Source organism: Actinoallomurus bryophytorum (assembly GCF_006716425.1).
Taxonomy (GTDB): Bacteria; Actinomycetota; Actinomycetes; order Streptosporangiales; family Streptosporangiaceae; genus Actinoallomurus; species Actinoallomurus bryophytorum.
Map to the genome: position 1 here is coordinate 1,661,984 of NZ_VFOZ01000001.1, position 17,930 is coordinate 1,679,913.

At 71.1% G+C, this 17,930-nt stretch carries 16 protein-coding genes; 9 read left to right on the forward strand and 7 right to left on the reverse strand.

Annotated elements, in window-relative coordinates:
* The first annotated feature begins 354 nt into the window (after positions 1–354).
* Positions 355–942: a sigma-70 family RNA polymerase sigma factor gene (locus tag FB559_RS07830; RefSeq protein ID WP_141954825.1), complete on the forward strand. Its 588-nt coding sequence runs from the start codon at positions 355–357 to the stop codon at positions 940–942.
* Positions 943–955: 13 nt separating this feature from the next.
* On the opposite strand, the gene FB559_RS07835 is transcribed toward FB559_RS07830, so the two are convergent.
* Genes FB559_RS07835 through FB559_RS07845 form a run of 3 tightly spaced genes read right to left on the reverse strand, consistent with a single transcriptional unit; the run spans position 956 to position 3,467 of the window.
* Positions 956–1,918 (reverse strand): DUF6177 family protein, encoded by a 963-nt coding sequence (locus FB559_RS07835; protein WP_141954827.1) that lies wholly within the window; start codon positions 1,916–1,918, stop codon positions 956–958.
* Positions 1,915–2,283 (reverse strand): hypothetical protein, encoded by a 369-nt coding sequence (locus FB559_RS07840; protein WP_141954829.1) that lies wholly within the window; start codon positions 2,281–2,283, stop codon positions 1,915–1,917. The genes FB559_RS07835 and FB559_RS07840 overlap by 4 nt, the downstream gene beginning before the upstream one ends.
* A 29-nt stretch (positions 2,284–2,312) precedes the next feature.
* Positions 2,313–3,467 (reverse strand): MinD/ParA family ATP-binding protein, encoded by a 1,155-nt coding sequence (locus FB559_RS07845; RefSeq protein ID WP_185792090.1) that lies wholly within the window; start codon positions 3,465–3,467, stop codon positions 2,313–2,315.
* Between the two features lie 907 nt (positions 3,468–4,374).
* Here FB559_RS07845 and FB559_RS07850 point away from each other — a divergent pair.
* From FB559_RS07850 to FB559_RS07875, 6 genes are all read left to right on the forward strand, one after another.
* A complete protein-coding gene (locus FB559_RS07850) occupies positions 4,375–5,181 on the forward strand; it encodes an SSI family serine proteinase inhibitor (protein ID WP_141954833.1) in 807 nt (268 codons plus the stop codon).
* Between the two features lie 78 nt (positions 5,182–5,259).
* Positions 5,260–5,652, forward strand: coding sequence for a CBS domain-containing protein (locus FB559_RS07855; RefSeq protein WP_141954835.1), 393 nt, complete (start codon positions 5,260–5,262; stop codon positions 5,650–5,652).
* Between the two features lie 171 nt (positions 5,653–5,823).
* Positions 5,824–6,552 (forward strand): ANTAR domain-containing protein, encoded by a 729-nt coding sequence (locus FB559_RS07860; RefSeq protein ID WP_141954837.1) that lies wholly within the window; start codon positions 5,824–5,826, stop codon positions 6,550–6,552.
* A 160-nt stretch (positions 6,553–6,712) separates the two neighbouring features.
* Entirely contained in the window at positions 6,713–8,530 is a 1,818-nt protein-coding gene (locus FB559_RS07865; RefSeq protein WP_246121409.1) for a SpoIIE family protein phosphatase, read from the forward strand.
* 406 nt (positions 8,531–8,936) lie between these two features.
* Complete coding sequence (locus tag FB559_RS07870; protein WP_185792091.1) at positions 8,937–10,160, forward strand: glycosyltransferase; 1,224 nt, start codon at positions 8,937–8,939, stop codon at positions 10,158–10,160.
* Positions 10,161–10,205: 45 nt separating this feature from the next.
* A complete protein-coding gene (locus tag FB559_RS07875; RefSeq protein ID WP_141954841.1) occupies positions 10,206–10,709 on the forward strand; it encodes a DUF6328 family protein in 504 nt (167 codons plus the stop codon).
* A gap of 408 nt (positions 10,710–11,117) precedes the next feature.
* Here the strand turns inward: FB559_RS07875 and proS are convergent, their stop codons facing one another.
* The gene (proS, locus tag FB559_RS07880) at positions 11,118–12,554 is read right to left on the reverse strand and encodes a proline--tRNA ligase (RefSeq protein ID WP_141954844.1); all 1,437 of its coding nucleotides are present in this window, start codon (positions 12,552–12,554) and stop codon (positions 11,118–11,120) included.
* Between the two features lie 98 nt (positions 12,555–12,652).
* On the opposite strand from proS, the gene lepB reads away from it, so the two are divergent.
* Both lepB and FB559_RS07890 read left to right on the forward strand, forming a co-directional pair.
* Positions 12,653–13,387: a signal peptidase I gene (gene lepB / locus FB559_RS07885; protein WP_141954846.1), complete on the forward strand. Its 735-nt coding sequence runs from the start codon at positions 12,653–12,655 to the stop codon at positions 13,385–13,387.
* Between the two features lie 125 nt (positions 13,388–13,512).
* On the forward strand, positions 13,513–15,120 hold the full coding sequence (locus tag FB559_RS07890; protein WP_141954848.1) for an ABC-F family ATP-binding cassette domain-containing protein: 1,608 nt from the start codon (positions 13,513–13,515) through the stop codon (positions 15,118–15,120).
* Positions 15,121–15,129: 9 nt separating this feature from the next.
* On the opposite strand, the gene FB559_RS07895 is transcribed toward FB559_RS07890, so the two are convergent.
* The 3 genes from FB559_RS07895 to FB559_RS07905 form a co-directional block, all read right to left on the reverse strand.
* A complete protein-coding gene (locus FB559_RS07895; protein ID WP_141954850.1) occupies positions 15,130–15,678 on the reverse strand; it encodes a YceI family protein in 549 nt (182 codons plus the stop codon).
* Positions 15,679–15,757: 79 nt separating this feature from the next.
* The gene (locus FB559_RS07900; RefSeq protein WP_141954852.1) at positions 15,758–16,120 is read right to left on the reverse strand and encodes a DUF2795 domain-containing protein; all 363 of its coding nucleotides are present in this window, start codon (positions 16,118–16,120) and stop codon (positions 15,758–15,760) included.
* 181 nt (positions 16,121–16,301) lie between these two features.
* Positions 16,302–17,855, reverse strand: coding sequence for a bifunctional phosphatase PAP2/diacylglycerol kinase family protein (locus FB559_RS07905; RefSeq protein WP_141954854.1), 1,554 nt, complete (start codon positions 17,853–17,855; stop codon positions 16,302–16,304).
* Positions 17,856–17,930: the final 75 nt, after the last annotated feature.

The following is a 17,930-nucleotide window of genomic DNA, read 5'->3' on the forward strand; positions in this document are numbered from 1 at the left end:
CCCAGTTCACGTAGGCTTTGTGGTGGAAGTACCGGAATGACCGGGGCGATCTCGGTCAGCACAGATCGTGACTAAAGCCACTTTTCACGGTGACGATCTCGCGTTAGACTCATGGCTCCGCGGCAAGCGCTGTGTACTCACATCCAACAAGCGCCTGACCGTCACGCGCCGCTCCAGCCCAGCCCGTTCTCTGGGGCCCCTGGGCGGCGACCAGGTCCGATTTTCCTCTTGGGCGATGAAGCCCGGCAGCCAAAAGAGCTGTGCCCGGAGTCATGCCTTGCCGGTCCCCGCCCGGCCAGATTCCGGCCCTCAGGGGGTCAAGGCCCGCCCAGCTCAGCACCCTACGGAGCGAGAATGACGACAGCGGCACCCACAGCGGGCCGCCAGGATGACGAGCGCTACGAACGCGACGTCCGGCCGCTCATCGACCCGCTGTACGCCAGCGCGGTGCGCATGACGCGTAACCCCACCGACGCCGAGGATCTCGTACAGGAGACCCTCGCCAAGGCGTACGTGAACTTCCACCAGTTCGAGGAGGGCACGAACCTCAAGGCGTGGATGCACCGCATCCTCACCAACAACTTCATCAACACCTACCGCAAGAGGCAGCGTGAGCCCCTTCGCGCCGGTACGGAGGAGATCGAGGACTGGCAGCTCGCCCGTGCCGAGTCCCACACCTCGACCGGGCTGCGCTCCGCCGAACACGAGGCGCTCGACCGCCTCCCCGACTCCGACGTGGTCAGGGCGCTGCGCGCACTCGCCCCTGAGTTCCGTACCGCCGTCTACCTCGCCGACGTCGAGGGCTACCCCTACAAGGAGATCGCCACGATGATGGGCACGCCCATCGGCACGGTGATGTCCCGTCTGCACCGCGGTCGCCGCCAGCTGCGCGAGCAGCTGCGGGAGTACGCGCCGCGAGTGAGCGTCGTCCGCGCGGCCTGACGCCCGCCCCGTCTCAGGACGCCTGCGTCCGCAGGTAGCCGGTGAGCTGCTGGTAGCGCTGCCAGCCGTCCTGTCTCCGCCCGTCGCCGAGGGAGTACCACATCGTCGGCGAGCGCGCCTCGCCGATCCGCTGCCCGGCCACTCCGGGCGGCCCCGGCGCGGAACCGCTCACGGCCAGGCCGATCGGCGCGGCCGGTCCCACCCACCGCGGCCCGGTGGTGAGATCGGCGTTGCCCGGGCTGAGCTGGGCGAAGCAGGAGACGAGAGGAAACTCCGCGGCGAGGGCGCCGATGATCGCCGGCAGCGACGCGATCGGGGTCTCCTGCGGATCGGTGTAGCCGATCACCAGCGTGACCGCCTCCTCGGCGGCGTCGTCCACCTGGGACAGAAGCATCGTGCCGACCACCGGACGGCCCCCGTCTCCGCCGCCCACCACGGTCAGCCAGACCGCCGCCGACACCCGCGAGCCGAACATCTCGCCCAGGTCCTCGACGCGCCACACTCCGGTCACCGGCTCGGAGGTGCCCCATCCGCTCGGCGGCATGTCCGTGAGCGAGCGGCACATCTGCTCGGCCGCCCCGCCGATGGCGGTCTCGGGCGTGTGCCGCACCCGGAAGGTCACGGTCAGCTGGGCCCCGATCGGGGCGGTGGGAGGAGTCGTGTAGCCCGGTGCGTACGCGCGCGCCTCCGGATCGACGACGAAGGCGGCACCGTCCCACTGTAGGGGTACGCCGGTGAGCCCGTCGTAGTAGCCGCCGTCGGCACGGATGACCCAGCGGCTGTCCGGCCCGGTCAGGACGAGCCGGAGCGGCATCGTGATCCGCGACTCGGGCGGCGTCACGACCTGCAGGCCGCGCCGGGTCTCGCTGCACAGCCGCAGGCCCTCGGCGAGCCACGTGGTGAACGGCACCACCGGGCGGTCCTGGAGCACCACCATCGCCTTGGGCGTCAGGGCGTCGGTGGCCGGATGGCTCACAGCGCGTCCTCGGGCGGCGGAGGCCACACGGCCCCGCCCTGCCAGTGGACGATGTCCTCGGCGAACTTGCGGGCGATGCGCCGGGCCTCGGGCATCCCCGGTGCCGCGCGGACCTCGACCCACCACGTCGGCGGGCGTACCTTGCCGGCCATCTGCGGGCCCAGAAGCCGCTCGACCTCGCCGGGCACCCGGACGAGCTCCGGCGCCTCGATCGAGATCAGCAACCGTCCGTCGGGGTCGTAGAGGTGCATCGCGCCGGGACCGGCCGGGCGCATCCGCAGCGACTCACCGAAGGCGATCATGCCTTCCACGACCGTCGGGATGTCCGGCTCGTTGCGTACCAAGGCGATGATGTCGCTGGTCAAGGCCCCTGACCTCCTCCGTCCGATCGATGTCAGACACTCGTGGCGCGGGCGAACGCCTCAAGTGCGACGCGTATCGCCGCCGCTCTCGTCTCCTGACGGATCCGGGCGGACTCTACCGCCGTTCCCGTCGCCAGATGCCGGTCGTACGGCATGTGTACCACCGGCATCCCCCCGCCGCTCAGCAGCTGCCCGGCGCGCGTCAGGTCGGCGTCGACGTGCGGGGTGTGCGTGACGAACGCGATCACAGTACGGGTCAGGAGGTGCTGGTAACCGTTACGCGCCTGCCACTCGAGGGCTCCGCGCGCGCTGAGCGCCCCGTCGACCGTGCCGGGCGTCACCAGGACCTGGGCATGGGCGTCGCTGAGGATGCCACGCTGCAGCTCCGGGAGCAGGCCGGCCCCGCAGTCGATCACCATGGCCGAGAAGTAACGGCTCATGCCGCCCGCGGCGCTCCTGAACGTGGCCAGGTCGAGCTCGTGGGTGATGTGGCCGCCCGCGGTGCCCGAGAGCACCCACAGTCCCTCGGCGGTACGGGCGAGGAACCGCGTCGCGTCGTCGAAGCTTCGCGGGCCGGCGGCGTTCAGATCGTGCAGCGACCGCTCGGTGCGGACTCCGAGCCGCAACGGAAGCGACCCGAGACCGGAGTCGGCGTCCACCGCGAGCACCCGGTCCTTGCGGTACTGCGAGATGACCGTGCCGGTCAGGCCGGCGACCGTGGTCTTGCCCGCCCCGCCGCGGATGCTGGTGACGGCGATCTGCCGGCAGGACGGCACCGGGCGACCGATGATCTGCTCGACATCCGCGGTCCGGCGTACTTCGTCGGCCGCGGACGCGCCCACGGCCCGGCGTACACCGCGGGACACGCGGCGTACGAGCGGGTCGCCGTGCGTGGACCGGCGGACGAGGTCCTGTGGCGCCGGCGGCTGGTACGACGCCGGCGGCTGAGGAGCCGGTGCCTGCGGCTCGGGCATGCGCTGCCAGGCCTCACCGTCGGAACGGTCCCAGGGCTGCTGTACCTCCGGGAAGCCCGGCTCGCCTTCAGGGGGCGGCTCGGTGCCCCAGGGCGCCTGGGCGACGAGCCCCCAAGACGTCTGCGAGGCCAGTTCCCAGGCGGACGCCTGGTTGGGGGCGACGTCCGCCTGCCGGTCCGGCCGCACCGGCCAGCCCTGCTCCTCGCCGGGCACCTGCGGCGGCGCCTGCTGCTCCGCGGGGGGCGCCTCCCATTCGGGAGGGCTCCATCCCGGATCCCGCCGCTCGGATATCGGCGGGAACTCCGCCCGAGGCGTGGCCGGTACGGAGCGTACTTGCGCGGATGGCGGCTCGATGCCGGAGGACGGGGCCGGAATGGAGGGGCCGTCATGTGATTGCGCAGAGGGCCGTTCACCCCATTGTTCGGATGCCGGCCGGTCCTTTTCCACGCGCGGTTCGTCCGATTGTGCCGAGGCGGGCTGGGCGCGCCATTCCTCATCCACCCTCGTCGCGTACTGCTCGGCCGGCGCGGGCACCGCGGGTGCCGGCGACGGCTCCTGAAGCGATTCCGAGGGTGGCGCCATGTGTCGGCCCGTGGGCGCGGAGGCACCGCCCGAATCAGGCGTTACCAACCCAGATCGCGAGACACCGAGCTCGGCAAGCACCGTGGTCTGCCAGTCGTGCTCGGACAACGTGCTCCCCTGCGCGCGTAGCGGGCTGATGGAACGGATTGTTCTCGATCCTATCGGCGTAAGTCCCCTCTGGCCTCCACAAACGGCGCGCCTTCATGATTACCGAGAGAGATCGATGCGCTACAGTATGCGATTGAGACTCCGCCGAAACAGGCGGTCTTTTTCGGGGGGAAAAACCGACATGCGACGAATATTGGCTACATCCATAGCCGCCGCCATTCCTATCGTGCTTCCCGTTCACGCGGCCGACGCCTATACCAAACCGGCGCCTCCGCCCGTGGCAAGCGGCCATTACCGACCAATCCCGGCGCGCGCGCACGGCGGGCACACGAGTCACGCCAGGCACGCCACGCACGCGACGCACGGCAGGCACGCGTCCGCTCCGACGGGCGAGACGCAGGGCAGGCCCGAGAACGACGTGAAGGTCGACATGGGTCCCGACGGGGAGCAGGGGCGCGCTCCGGAGGCGAACACCGCACCGGACCGCGGCGCGGTGGGGGCACCGCGCAGCGGCGTCGGAGCACGCGGCGTGAAGAACCGCCCCGCCCGGCCCGCCCGGCCCGCCCGCAGCAGGCCGGTCTCACGGCCGGGCACCGGCGCCGACGCCGGATTCGCCGACGCCGACGACCCGGCGCTTCCGCCGGAGGCCGCAGCGGCCCTCAAGGAGGCGACCGACCTGCAAGAATCCGCACAGCAGGCCACCCGGCCGCGTGGCACCGCACCGGGGAACACCGCACCGGACACCACGGCGCCGGGCACCAACGCACCGCAGGGTGCCGCGCCCGCACCCAGGGGCACCGGTCGTACCCAGGGACGTTCCGCGCAGGAGCCCCAGGACCTGAGCACCAACCAGACGTCGAATCGCAAGGCCGTCCGTCCGGGCGCCGCGCGTTCGATGCCGACCGCGTTCTTCAACGCGAACCCTGCCTCGCGCGGGTCTCGCCTGGTGCTCCACACCAGCGCCGGCACCTCGCCCGAGCGCACGGTGACGCTCCAGTGCGACCCGGCGGGTGGCACCCACCCGAAGGCCGCGGAGGCGTGTGCTGACGTCGCCAAGGCCCGCGGCGACCTGGCGCAGATGCCGGCCGGCGCGAATCCGCGGGCCTGCTTCATGATCTACGCACCGGTCACCGTGGCCGCTCAGGGCGAGTGGCAGGGCCAGGCCGTTCGGTACACCAAGAAATTCCCGAACAGCTGCGTGATGCGCGACAAGACCGGATCGGTTTTCGACTTTTAACACAGGTAGCAGGAGAGTTCTCGAATAAGACCCGCGCGCTTGGGTAGGCGGCGCATGTCGGGTGAAGGGAGTTCGGCCATGGCGAAACAGGTCCGTGAGGTCATGACGCCTGAGCCGCCCTCGCTGCCACTCGACGCTCCGCTTACCGAGGCGGCACGACTCATGCGCGATGAGGGGGTCGGCGGAGTCCTGGTCATCCAGGATGGCAGGCTCTGCGGGCTGCTGACCGACCGCGACATCGTCGTGCGCGCGGTGGCCGAAGGACGGGATCTGACCGGCACGCGCCTCGCCGAGGTCTGCAGCGCGGGCATCGTGACGGTCAGCCCGGACGACGAGACCGGCACCGCGTTGCGGCTCATGCGCGACAGTGCCGTCCGGCGGCTGCCCGTCGTCGAGGACGGCAGGCTGGTGGGCATCGTCTCGATCGGAGATCTGACCTCCGACCGAGACGAGTCCTCGGCCGTTCACTGAGTTCTCAGCGCTCTCCAGCGCCTCACCCATTACCGGGGGGATCCCCGCCTCACTCGGTGCGGCGTAAATCCTCACTGGCGCCCGACCGGAGCCAGGCCACATGCCGGGCTTTGCCGGGCGAAAGCGGCAACTGTTGCCAACCCCCCGTGAGCAGCGGCTACGGTGAACCCCGTGGGGTTCGAACCGCAGATCAGCAGTGAACTCGCCGCCCAGGTCGCCCGCCTCGGCCTCGTACACGAAGCCTCCGCGACCGTGGCACTACGGAGAGTCACCGAGCTGGCCACGCATACGGTCCAGGGATGCGTCGGCGCCACCGCCGTACGCTGGAGCGCCGGCCGCACCTCCGAGCCGATCGACCAGGTGGGCACCCATCCCGACCTGGCCTATCTCAGCGAGATCCAGTGTGCGCGCCGGGCCGGGCCCACCTTCGAGGTGGCCACTGACGAGACCCCCGTCTTCTGCGCCGACACCCTCGCCGAGACGCGCTGGCCCGACTACACCCCGCTGGCCCTTCAGCGTGGTGTCCGATGCTTCGCCGACACCGTCCACCGCACCGGCCCGGTGATCGTGACGCTGACGATGTACGGCGTGTCGCCTGGCGCTCTGGACCGGCGTGAGCTGGACGTGGGCGCGCTGCTCGCCGCGCAGGGCGGCGCCGCCATGTCGAACACCCGGCTCTACGAGGACGCCCACCGGACCGCCACGCAGCTGCGCCAGGCGGTCGAGGCACGCTCGGTCGTCGACCAGGCCAAGGGCGTGCTGATGCACGCGATGGGCTGCGACGCGGACACCGCGTTCAACGAGCTGAAGCGCATCTCCCAGACCCGCCACGTCAAGCTGACCGCCATCGCGCAGCGGATCGTCTCCGGCCACCGCGCGGAGGGCCTTGGTCACCGCTAGTCAGACCCTCGCCGGGGCCTCTGACAGGCGGTTAGAGTACGGACAGCCGTGGAGGATTCCGACCGACGCACCTCGATCCTGCGAGCCGGAGGGCAGCATTTCCGACCAGCAAGAACCCCAATCTCTCCGCCCCGAGTCCCTTCGCACTGAGGCAGCCGCCTTGGAGGCTCGCGCCGGGGAGCTTCACAGCGCCGCTTTGCTGCCCGACGCCGACCGTGGCGCGCTGCTGGAGGCGGCCCTCGCCGACCTCGACCGGGCGGTGGCGGCACTCCGGTCCACCGGAGCGACCCAGACGTCGGCCCAGGCGAAGAACGATGTGGCCGACAGTGAGCGGCGGCTGCTGCGCACCGTCTTCCAGGACGCGCCGGTGCCGCTCTTCCTGCTGGAGCGCGACGGCACCGTACGCCGGGTCAACCGGCAGGCCGGGGCCCTGCTCGGATCCTCGGCCGGCTACCTCACCGGCAAGCCGTTCCCGATGTTCTGCGACCTGGCGACCCGGGCGACCGTCGGCTCCCACGTGGCCGGCGTGTTCCACTCCGGCCGCAGGCAGCGCTCCCGTGTGCGCCTGCTCTCCGGGCACGGCCCGGTCGAGGTGGACGTGACGTTCGCCCGGATCTGGGTGACCGGGGAGCCCGATCCGCTCGTGGTCGCGGCCACCGCGCCCTCGACGCGCGAGCCCGCGGCACAGGACCTCCCCCAGCAGGTCACCGCGACCGATGACGCCGTGGCCACGGTGGTCCATCGCATGGACGTGCTCTCCACCGCGACGGGCATGCTGCTGGACGACGAGTCCTTCACCGAGTCCGTCGCCGTACGCCGCTGCGCGCGGCTTCTCGCCGCCGAGCTCGCCGACTGGGTCTTCATCGACCTCGTACGCGACGACCTGCTGACGCGCAACATGGTGATCGGCCCGGACGACGAGCGCAGTACCGAGGTCGCCCGCATGCTCGAGGACCTCGACCCCGCGCCCGGCACGCTGCCGGCCCTGGTCCACGCGTCCGGCCGGTCGGTGCTCCAGGCGCACCTCGATGACCTGAACGCCCTCGGCACCAGCCCGGCCGGACCGCCGGTCTGTGGCCTGATCGAGGCGTCGTCGCTCATCTGCGTACCCCTGGACGACGGAGAACGGTGCCACGGCGCGCTGACCCTCACCGTGTCCGGCGAGCAGGGACCGTTCGATCTGATGGACCTCGGCCTGGTCGAGCGGCTCGCCCGCAACCTCGCCCTGGTCATCCGCGCCGGCCGGCGTTACCGGCGGCGCGCGATGGTCGCCGACCGGCTGCGGGCCGGGCTGCTGCCGCCCGAGCTGCCGCAGATCCCCGGCGCCGAGGTGGCCGGTCGTCACCATCCGGCCACCCGCGACACCGGCTTCGGCGGTGACTTCTACGAGGTCTTCCGCACCGGTTCGGGCTGGGGCCTGGTCCTCGGCGACGTGTGCGGCAAGGGAGAGGACGCCGCGGCCGTGACCGCGAGCGCCAAGCACGGCATCCGGCTGCTCGCCCGGTGGAACCCCAAGCCCGCCGAGGTCCTGTCGATGATGAACGAAGCTCTGATCGACGATGAGCGCTTCGTCACCGCCGTCATGGCCTACCTCGAGCCGCGGGAGGAGGGCCTGTCAATGACCATCGGCAGTGCCGGGCACCCGCCGCCGATCCTGATCCGGCGCGACGGCCTCATCCGTACGACGAGCGGCGGCGGCATCCCGCTCGGGCTCTTCGAGGACGACTTCGGCGTCGGCGTGGAGCACCTCGACCTCGATCCGGGCGACACGCTCTTCCTCTACTCCGACGGAGTGCCCGAGGTCTCCGACTCGGCTCAGGTGAGGTTCGGGCTCGAGCGCCTCATCGAGATCCTCGCCGCCCACGCCGACCGGCCCGTCGCGGATCTGGCGATGGCGGTCGAAGCCGCACTGCTGGAGTTCTGCGGCGGTGACCTGCGCGATGACGTGTCGATGCTCGCGCTTCGGGTAACAGGCTGACGGCCCTCGCAAAAGATTTCCGTACAAGATCGCGGAGTCAGGTTTAGATACCCCCTGCACAGGCAAAGACTTAGGCAGGTAACCGTGCCTAAGACGCAGGCACACCACGGGAGAGCGGCGTACCCGCTCTCGAATCCCGGAGGGTGTGCATGCGTACTTCCAGCCATATCGCCATCGCTGGGCTGACGCACGCCTACTCCTCCTTCATCGCCGCACCGGGCAGCCGCCCGTCGGCGGAGCGCGTACCCCGGCTCTTCGGTCACGAGGGCACGCGCTCATATTCCCGCGCTGGCCGCGCCGTGGACCTTCCTCGTCTCGCCGGACGAGGAACACCACGCCGCCGCACGGCCACGCACATGAACCCCCACCCCAGGGATTTTCAGGAGTCAGCCCGATGAACATAGCCATGGTTTCCGCACATATCAGCCCGGTCGCCTCCGGATCCGCCTCCCACGAGGGCCTCCGCGTCCACGTCGCCGAACTCGCCCGCGCACTGGGCCGGCAGGGACATCGGGTCACCGTCTACACGCGCCGCGACGGGCTCGGCTCGGGTGAGCGGGTCCGCCTCGCTCCCCGCGTGAATGTGGAGTTCATCTCGGCCGGCAACGCCCTGCCCATGTCGGAGCAGGAGGTCCTGCCGCACATACGGGAGTTCGCCGACAAGCTGGCCAAGCGCCTGGCCGACCAGGGTCCCGACGTGATCCACGCACACCACTGGCTGAGCGGTCTGGCCGCGCTCTCGGCCGCCGACGGCCTCGACATCCCCATCGTCCAGAGCTTCCACGGGCTCGCCTCCCTCCAGGCCAGGGCCGAGGGGAACACCTCGCCGGCCCGCCTGCGGATGGAGCGGGCCATCGGACGCGGCGTCGCCGCGCTCATCGCGACCACCGAGAGCGAGAGCGCCGAGCTCGCACGCCTCGGTGTCGCCCGGCCGCGGATCGCCGCCGTGCCCTCCGGTGTGGACAGCGAGAAGTTCAAGCCGCAGGGCCGCGCCCTCCTGCCGCGGAGCGAGGCGCCCCGGATCCTGATGCTGTCGGGACACCTCGCCGGACACGGTGTGCGGACCGTCATCCAGGCACTGGCCCGCATCCCCGACGCCGAACTGGTGCTGGCGGGCGGCCCGTCGCCGGATGAGCTCGACGGCGACCAGGACGTCCACCGGCTGCGGATCGCCGCCAAGGAGGCCGGAGTGGCCGATCGCGTCACCTTCCTCGGCCGCGTCGAGGCCTCCGATGTCCCCGGCCTGCTCCGGTCGGCGGACCTGACGGTCAGCATGCCCTCGTACGAGTCGTTCGGCCGGGTGCCGGTCGAGTCCATGGCCTGCGGCACTCCGGTCGTCGTCACGGCCGTCGGCGGCCACCTCGACACCGTGATCGACGACGTCACTGGCGTGTACGTCAAGCCTGGGCGCCCGGCGGAGCTGGCCCACCGCATTCGCGGCCTGCTCGCCGAGGAGACCCACCTGGCGGCGCTCGGAATCGGCGGTGCCGACCGGGTTCGCGCCCGCTACTCCTGGGAACGGATCGCAAACGAGACCGTCAAGGTGTACGAGTCCGTGCGCCCGGCGCCGGAGCCCGCACCGGAGCAGGCCACGGACGAGAGCCTGGAGGAGTTCGCGGTCGCCAGCTGACGCCCCGTACTCACCCGGGACGATGACGAAGACCCGGGAGCAGCCGTGGAGCCGGACCGAGGCGAGACGCCGAAACAGCGTCTCGACCGGGAGCTCATCGAGTTGCTCCAGGGTCTTCGCGTCGTCACGACCGGAGTCCAGTTCCTGTTCGCGTTCCTGCTGACGCTGCCGTTCTCCAACGGTTTCAGCCGCGTCGGCCACGCGGGACGCTGGGTTTATTACGTCTCACTGGTCACGGCGGCGTGCGCGTCGATCTGCTTCATCGCGCCCGCCGCGCAGCACCGGGTGCTGTTCCACTCGGGCCGCAAGGACGTGGTGGTCAGCCGCGCGAACCGCTACGAGATCATGGGCGCGAGCGCGCTGACCGTCTCGATGTCCAGCGCCGTCGCGGTCGCCGCACGCGGCTACTTCTCCTCCTGGGTCGCGGGCGCCACCGCCGCCGGCGTCATCGTTCTGAGCTCGTGGGCGTGGTTCATCCAGCCGCTACTGACGCGCAGGCGCGCTCGCCAGGGACGGCTGGCCTACCGGCCGCCACCCAGCCCGCGGTGAGTGGTAAGCCTTCGCCTGTCTCATGGTCACGCTGTCGCCGTGTGGCGCCGCTTGGGCGGCGCACGGATGACGCCTGGGCGGCGCCGCCCGGGGTTATCCACAGAACCCCGCTCTACTTCCGCCCGCCGCTGTTCTCGCTGGACAATGAGAGTGGGATGGCACCCCCGGGCGGGTGGGCTCCAGACGGACGGACCCCAGACGGACGGACCCCAGGTGGGTGGGCTCCAGACGGACGGACCCCAGACGGACGGACCCCAGACGAATAGGCCCCACGACCGGTGGAGCCCAGGCGGGGAGGGGCCCAGGACGGGGCGCGGCCCGGACCGGGTGGGGCTCGGACCGGGTGGGGGCCAGACAACGCGCAGCCCAGAACGGGCGCGGCCCGGGCCGAGGACTTCGGGGCAGGTCCTAGTAGGAACGGCCGAACAGGATGCGCTTGCCGTAGGCGGACGGCTCGCCGCAGCGGAAGCAGGTGCCCTGTTCCTGCGGGCCCTCGATCGGGATGCAGCGCGGCGTTGCGGCCGTGTCGGCCTTGATCGCGTCCTCGCAGTCGGTGCGCCCGCAGTGGAACACCCGCGCCCAGCCGGTTGAGACCTGCTCGGGGAAGCCGTCCCAGCTCTCGACGTCGGCGATGTGCTCGTCGCGGAAACGCTCCGCCCGCTCGTACAGGAACGCCTGGAACTCCTCCAGGATGCCGGGCAGCCGCTCGGTCACCTGGTCCAGCGGTATCTGCTCCTTGCCCTGGTCGCCGAGGCGGCGGGCCAGCGTGACGACGCCGCCGTCGAGGTCGCGTGGGCCGAGCTCGAGCCGGATCGGGACGCCGCGCAGCTCCCACTCGTTGAACTTGTAGCCCGGACGGAGCTGCGGCCGGTCGTCCACGCGTACGCGCACCCCGGCCCGTTTGAGCTGCCCGGCCAGGTCGTGGGCGGCCGTGGCGGTGCGCTCGGCGGCGTCGTCGCGCCCGATCGGCACGATCACCACCTGGTACGGGGCGATCCGCGGCGGAAGCACGAGGCCCTTGTCGTCGCCGTGGGTCATGATCACGCCACCGAGCATGCGGGTGGACAGGCCCCAGGACGTGGTGTGGGCGTGGACGAGCTTGCCCTCCTCGTCCTGGTAGGTGATGTCGAAGACCTTGGCGAAGTTGGTGCCGAGGTAGTGCGAGGTGCCGGACTGGAGCGCCCGGCCGTCCCGCATCATGCCCTCGATCGTGTAGGTGCGCACCGCGCCGGCGAAGCGCTCGCTCGGGGTCTTCTCCCCCTCGATCACCGGGATCGCAGCCAGCTCGCGCGCCACGCCCGCGTAGGTGTCCAGCGCCCACATGGTCTCGCGCATCGCGTCGTCCTCGTCGGCGTGCGCGGTGTGGCCCTCCTGCCAGAGGAACTCGGTGGTGCGCAGGAACATGCGCGGACGCAGCTCCCACCGCACGACGTTGGCCCACTGGTTGAGCAGCAGCGGCAGGTCGCGGTGCGACTCGATCCACTTGGCCATGTACTCGCCGATGACGGTCTCGGAGGTGGGCCGCACGACCAGCGGCTCCTCCAGCTCCTTGCCGCCGGCGATCGTCACGACGGCCAGCTCGGGGGAGAACCCCTCGACGTGCTCGGCCTCGCGCTTGAAGTAGGACTCCGGGATGAACATCGGGAACGCGGCGTTGTCGTGCCCGCCCTCTTTGATGCGCCCGTCGAGATCGGCCTGCAGCAGCTCCCACATGCGGTAGCCGTACGGCCGGATGACCATGGTGCCCCGCACCGGGCCACGGTCGACGAGCTCGGCCTGGATAACGACCTCGTTGTACCAGGCGGAGAAGTCTTCAGACTGAGGAGTGACACCTTCCCGACTCACGCTGCCGAGCGTACCGGCCCCCGGCACCGCATGTGGACGACCCGCCTCAGGCGAGCCCCTTATGCCCAACACATGGGCGGGCGGTCTACCGTACGGGGGTGCCAGACGAGTCAACGCCAGAGCCCCAGGCCGAGCCAGAACCCCAGGCCGAGCCGGAGCCCCAGGCGGAGAAGAATCCCAAAAAGCGGAATCGCTCCTTCCTGCGCGAGCTGCCCATCCTGATCGGCGTCGCGCTCGTGCTGACGTTGCTGATCAAGACCTTCCTCATCCAGGCCTTCTTCATCCCGTCGGAGTCGATGGAGCGCACCCTGCACGGTTGTGCCGGGTGTACCGGCGACCGGATCCTGGTGGAGAAGGTCGGCTACCGGCTGCACGACCCCCGCCCCGGGGACATCGTGGTCTTCCGCGCACCGCCGTCCTGGGAGCCCGAGGCGACGTTCGCCAAGCCGACGAACCCGGTGCGGCGCGCGCTGAACTGGGTCGGCGGGGCGTTCGGCCTCCCGCAGCCGAACGAGAAGGACCTGGTCAAGCGGGTCATCGCCGTCGGTGGCCAGACGGTGCGGTGCTGCGACGCGCAGGGACGCGTGATCGTCGACGGGCATCCGCTGGACGAGCCGTACATCTACGAGAACGACCACCGGCCGTTCGGGCCGATCACCGTGCCCGCCGGGCGCCTGTGGGTCATGGGCGACCATCGCGCGGACTCCGCGGACTCCCGCTTCCACCTCGAGGACGGAAACCACGGCACCGTCCCGGTGGACAACGTGATCGGCCGGGCCTTCGTGATCATGTGGCCACCGTCGCGCTGGAACACCCTCGGCAAGGGCGGCTGACCCCGGAGACCTCGGCGGGCCGTGAGAGCGGCCGTCGCGGTAGGTGACTCCGCCCTGCGACCACGGTGGCCCGGCGGAAAAACGGCTTTGGCGCGGCGGGGGTCGATGGCCCAGACTGGGCCGGCGTGGGCCATGTCGAAGTCGCGCATCTCGATCACGCTCTTCCGGACGGACGAGTGCTGCTCTCCGACGCCTCGTTCCGGGTCGCCGACGGGATGGTGGCGGCGCTGGTCGGGCCCAACGGCGCGGGCAAGACGACCCTCCTCCGCCTGGTGGCCGGCGACCTCGATCCACAGTCCGGCTCGGTCGGGCGCAGTGGCGGCCTCGGGGTGATGCGGCAGTTCATCGGCAACATCCGCGACGAGTCGACCGTGCACGACCTGCTCGTGTCGACCGCGCCGCGGCGTGTACGCGACGCCGCCGCCGGGCTCGAACGCGCCGAGCTCGCCATGATGGAGCGCGACGACGAGCCCACCCAGCTGAGCTACGCCAAGGCACTCGCCGACTGGGGCGACGCCGGCGGGTATGACGCCGAGGTGCTCTGGGACGCCTGCTGCGTCGCCGCGCTCGGCACCTCCTATGACCAGACCCGCTGGCGCGACGTGAAGACGCTGTCCGGCGGCGAGCAGAAACGCCTCGTGCTGGAGGCCCTCTTCCGTGGCCCGGACGAGGTCCTGCTGCTCGACGAGCCCGACAACTACCTGGACGTGCCGGGCAAGCTGTGGCTGGAGGACAAACTCCGCGAGACGCCCAAGACGGTGCTGCTCGTCTCCCACGATCGTGAGCTGCTGGCCCGTGCCGCGCGGCAGATCGTCACGGTCGAGTCCGGCAACGTCTGGGTGCACGGCGGCGGCTTCGCGACTTACGCCCAGGCCCGGCGCGACCGCAACGAGCGCCTGGAGGAGCTGAGACGCCGCTGGGACGAGGAGCACGCCAAGATCAAGGCCCTCGTCCTGATGTTCAAGCAGAAGGCCAAGTACAACTCCGACATGGCCTCCCGCTACCAGGCGGCGCAGACCCGGCTGCGCAGGTTCGAGGAGGCGGGCCCGCCGGAGGTCCCGCCGCGCGACCAGAACCTCAAGATGCGGCTACGCGGCGGACGCACCGGCAAGCGCGCCGTCATCTGTGAGAAGTTCGAGCTCACGGGCCTGATGCGCCCGTTCGACACCGAGGTCTGGTACGGCGAGCGGGTCGCGGTGCTCGGCTCCAACGGTTCGGGCAAGAGCCACTTCCTGCGGCTGCTCGCCGGGGAGGACGTCGCGCACACCGGCGTGGCCCGGCTCGGCGCGCGGGTCGTGCCCGGGCTGTTCGCGCAGACCCACGCCCGGCCGGAGCTGCGCGGCCGTACCCCGGCCGAGATCTTGATGACCGAACACGCGCGGCTGCGCAACGAGGCGATGTCGGCGCTGTCCCGCTACGAGCTGCAGTACTGCGGTGACCAGCCGTTCGAGACGTTGTCCGGCGGCCAGCAGGCGCGGCTGCAGATCCTGCTGCTGGAGATGAGCGGCTGCACCCTGCTGCTGCTCGACGAGCCGACCGACAACCTCGACCTGGCCAGCGCCGAGGCGCTGCAGGAGGGCCTGGAGGCGTACGAGGGAACGGTGCTGGCCGTCACGCACGACCGGTGGTTCGCCAGGTCCTTCGACCGGTTCCTGGTGTTCGGCGGGGACGGGTCGGTCTACGAGTCCGCCGAGCCGGTCTGGGACGAGACCCGCGTCGAACGCCCGCGCTGAGGCGCCGGCTCAGCCGGGCAGCTCCAGGTCGAACTCGATCTCGACCGGGTCGGCGACCTTGAGCTGGCCGAACAGCGCCGAGTAGGGCTTGATGCCCCAGCGGGACTGCACGACGGTCGCCGCACCCGTCAGCCGGCCGCCGGACACCCGGCCGCGGACGGTGGCGGGCTCGGTGCGGCCCATGATCGTCAAATCGCCCTCGACGGTGAACGCCTCGGGCGTGCCCTGGACGCGGGTGGACCGGAAGGTGATCGTCGGGTGCGCGGAGGTGCGCAGGACCTTCTCGCGGATGATCTTCGCGATCTCGTCCCGGTCGGAGCCGGTGAGGGCCAGCACGCCGCCCGTGCCCTCGCGTACCTCGATCGAGGCGACCTCGATCTCGGCGTCGACGGCGGAGTTCGCGGGCTCGGCGGGATCGACGGACGCCTGTCCGGACCAGCGGGTGACCTCCAGGGTCAGGTCGTGACCCGCACGGCGGCCAAGGCCGCTCCGTGCCGTCTTGACCAGGAGACTTCCCGACGCCGGACCCAGCTCGTGCGAACCCTCGGTGAGTGCCACGCTCGTCACGGTACGCCTCGGCACGCCGTCGCACGAGCCCCGGCGAGACCTCTCGCCGGGGCGTGCTCCGATGTGGATCTCAGTGTTCGCTGAGCAGGCCGATGGCGCGTACCACCTCGCCCAGAGTCTGGAACTGCTTGCCCTCCGGTAGCCCGGAGACGGCGTCGATGACCGACTCCGGTGCCCGATGGGACCTCAGGTGGGTGAGCAGGCGTGCCCGGTCGGCGGGGAACTCACCCGGCGGTAGAGCCCGGGTCAGCGCGGCACGGCGCGCGACGTCGGCGGGTGACATGCCGCGCGGTGGAGTCCTCGGACGCTCCGGCGGAGTGTCCCCGCCCCCTTGCCGGCTCTCCTTGGTGCGGCCGACTCCGCTCCTGCTCAGGCTTTCGGTCTCCTTACGCAGGTCTCGGACCGGACCCTGCTTGTCGCTCTCGCGGTGCATAGACCTCACCTTTCGCGTAGCCCTCTCAGGCGCCCCCACGCGCTGGCGTTCCTGATCGACCTCCCTCGCGGGACGAGCGCCGGAATGCTCCACCTTGCATAGGGCGGCCGCCGCGCGGTCCCCCTGGAGCCGCCTTACCCGAGCCGGGCCCTTACGAACCCTCGCTCTCGGAAGGCACTGGTCAGAACGTGTCGGAACGGGGACCGAGCGCTTGGTCGGTGTCCGGTTCGGGCACGGGGCGCCTGCTGGGCTCGGCGAGCCGTGCGGGTCCGAAGACGGCCAGGCCGGCACGCTGCTTGGTGATGATGATCGGCTCGTCGGTACTGCGGACCTCGCCGTCACAGGCGAACCGCAGCGAGCCTTCGGTGGCCTCGACGCGCAGCCCGGTGGTGCGCCATGCCTTGTAGTCGGGCATCAGGTGCAGGTGCCCTACCAGGAGCGCCGCGACCGCGCGCGCCTTGCTGATGTGCCGCTTCGCACCGATCAGGCGTACGTCGACCACACCGTCGGCGAGATGGCGCCGCCAGGTCGGCGCGACGCCGTACGAGCCGTAGCGGCAGTTGCCGAGGAAGGCGAACCACACCCGCAGCCGCCGCCCTTCGATGTTCACCTCGGTCGGCTCGGTGTGGCGCAGCACGCGGACCGCGGACACCGCCAGTGCGGGCCACTTGCCGAGGCGGCCCTCCAGCCGGGTGCGCATGTCGACGAGCTCGGTGTACGCGCCGAAGCTCGCCGTGTTGAGGAACAGCCGCTCCCCCGCGCAGGCGACATCCACGCGCAGGACGCCGCCCGAGCGGTACGCCTCGATCGCGTCCTTGACGGTCTCCAGGCCGATCGCGCGGGAGAAGTGGTTCAGCGTGCCGCCGGGGATCACCAGCAGCGGCACGTTGCGCTCGACCGCGACCTCGGCCCCGGCGTTGATCGTGCCGTCGCCACCGCACACCCCGAGCACGGTCGCCCGGTCCGCGGCGTCCCGCAGGGTCTTGCCCAGGTCCTCGCCCGCATCGACGATCTCCGCGGCCGGCAGCTCCGAACGCAGGGTACGGCTGACGTCGCCGCCGCCCGCGTCCTGGTTGATCACCACGACGACGCCGGCCCCGTCCGGGGACACGCCGGCGACGGCCTCGGACGGCATCGACCAGACACCGGCGGCGGGCGCGGGGCGTGTGGGCCACACCATGCGTGTGGTGGCCGCCGCGACCGCGCCGAGCGCCAGGCCGGCGAGCACGTCACCCGGATAGTGCGCTCCGGTGTAGACGCGGGAGAAGGCCACTCCCGCGGCGGCCGCCGCCACCGGCACGGCGACCGACTTCGGCGCCTCCATCGCCAGCGCCCCGGCGAAGGCCGCGGCCGCCGCCGAATGCCCGGACGGGAAGGACGGGGAGGTCGGCAGCCGCCAGCGGACCCGCGCCGACGGAATCAGGGTGCCCCGGCCGATGCTCGTCGGCAGGCCGCTCAGCTCGATCAGCGGGCGGCCGCGACGGAACATCTGCTTGCCCGCGAGGTTGGCGATCGGGCTGGCCAGGCCGAGGGCGAAGACTCCGCGCATCGCGGCGCGGCGCAGTCGCGGCTGCCTCGTCACGGCGAGCCCGCCCGCGATGCCGATCCACAACAGCGAGTGGTCGGCCGCCTTGGACAGACGGGGAAGGACGTATTCGAAACCGGTCAGCCGTGCCGCGGCCACCGCGTCGAAGGCGCGCTGGTCGAGTCGGCCTGCTCGTTGCAACAGGGGCATGCGACCGTCTATCCCCCGTCGAGGTCAAGATATGTCCGGGGTTCCGGCAAGGTCAGCGCTCATCCGCCTGCCGAG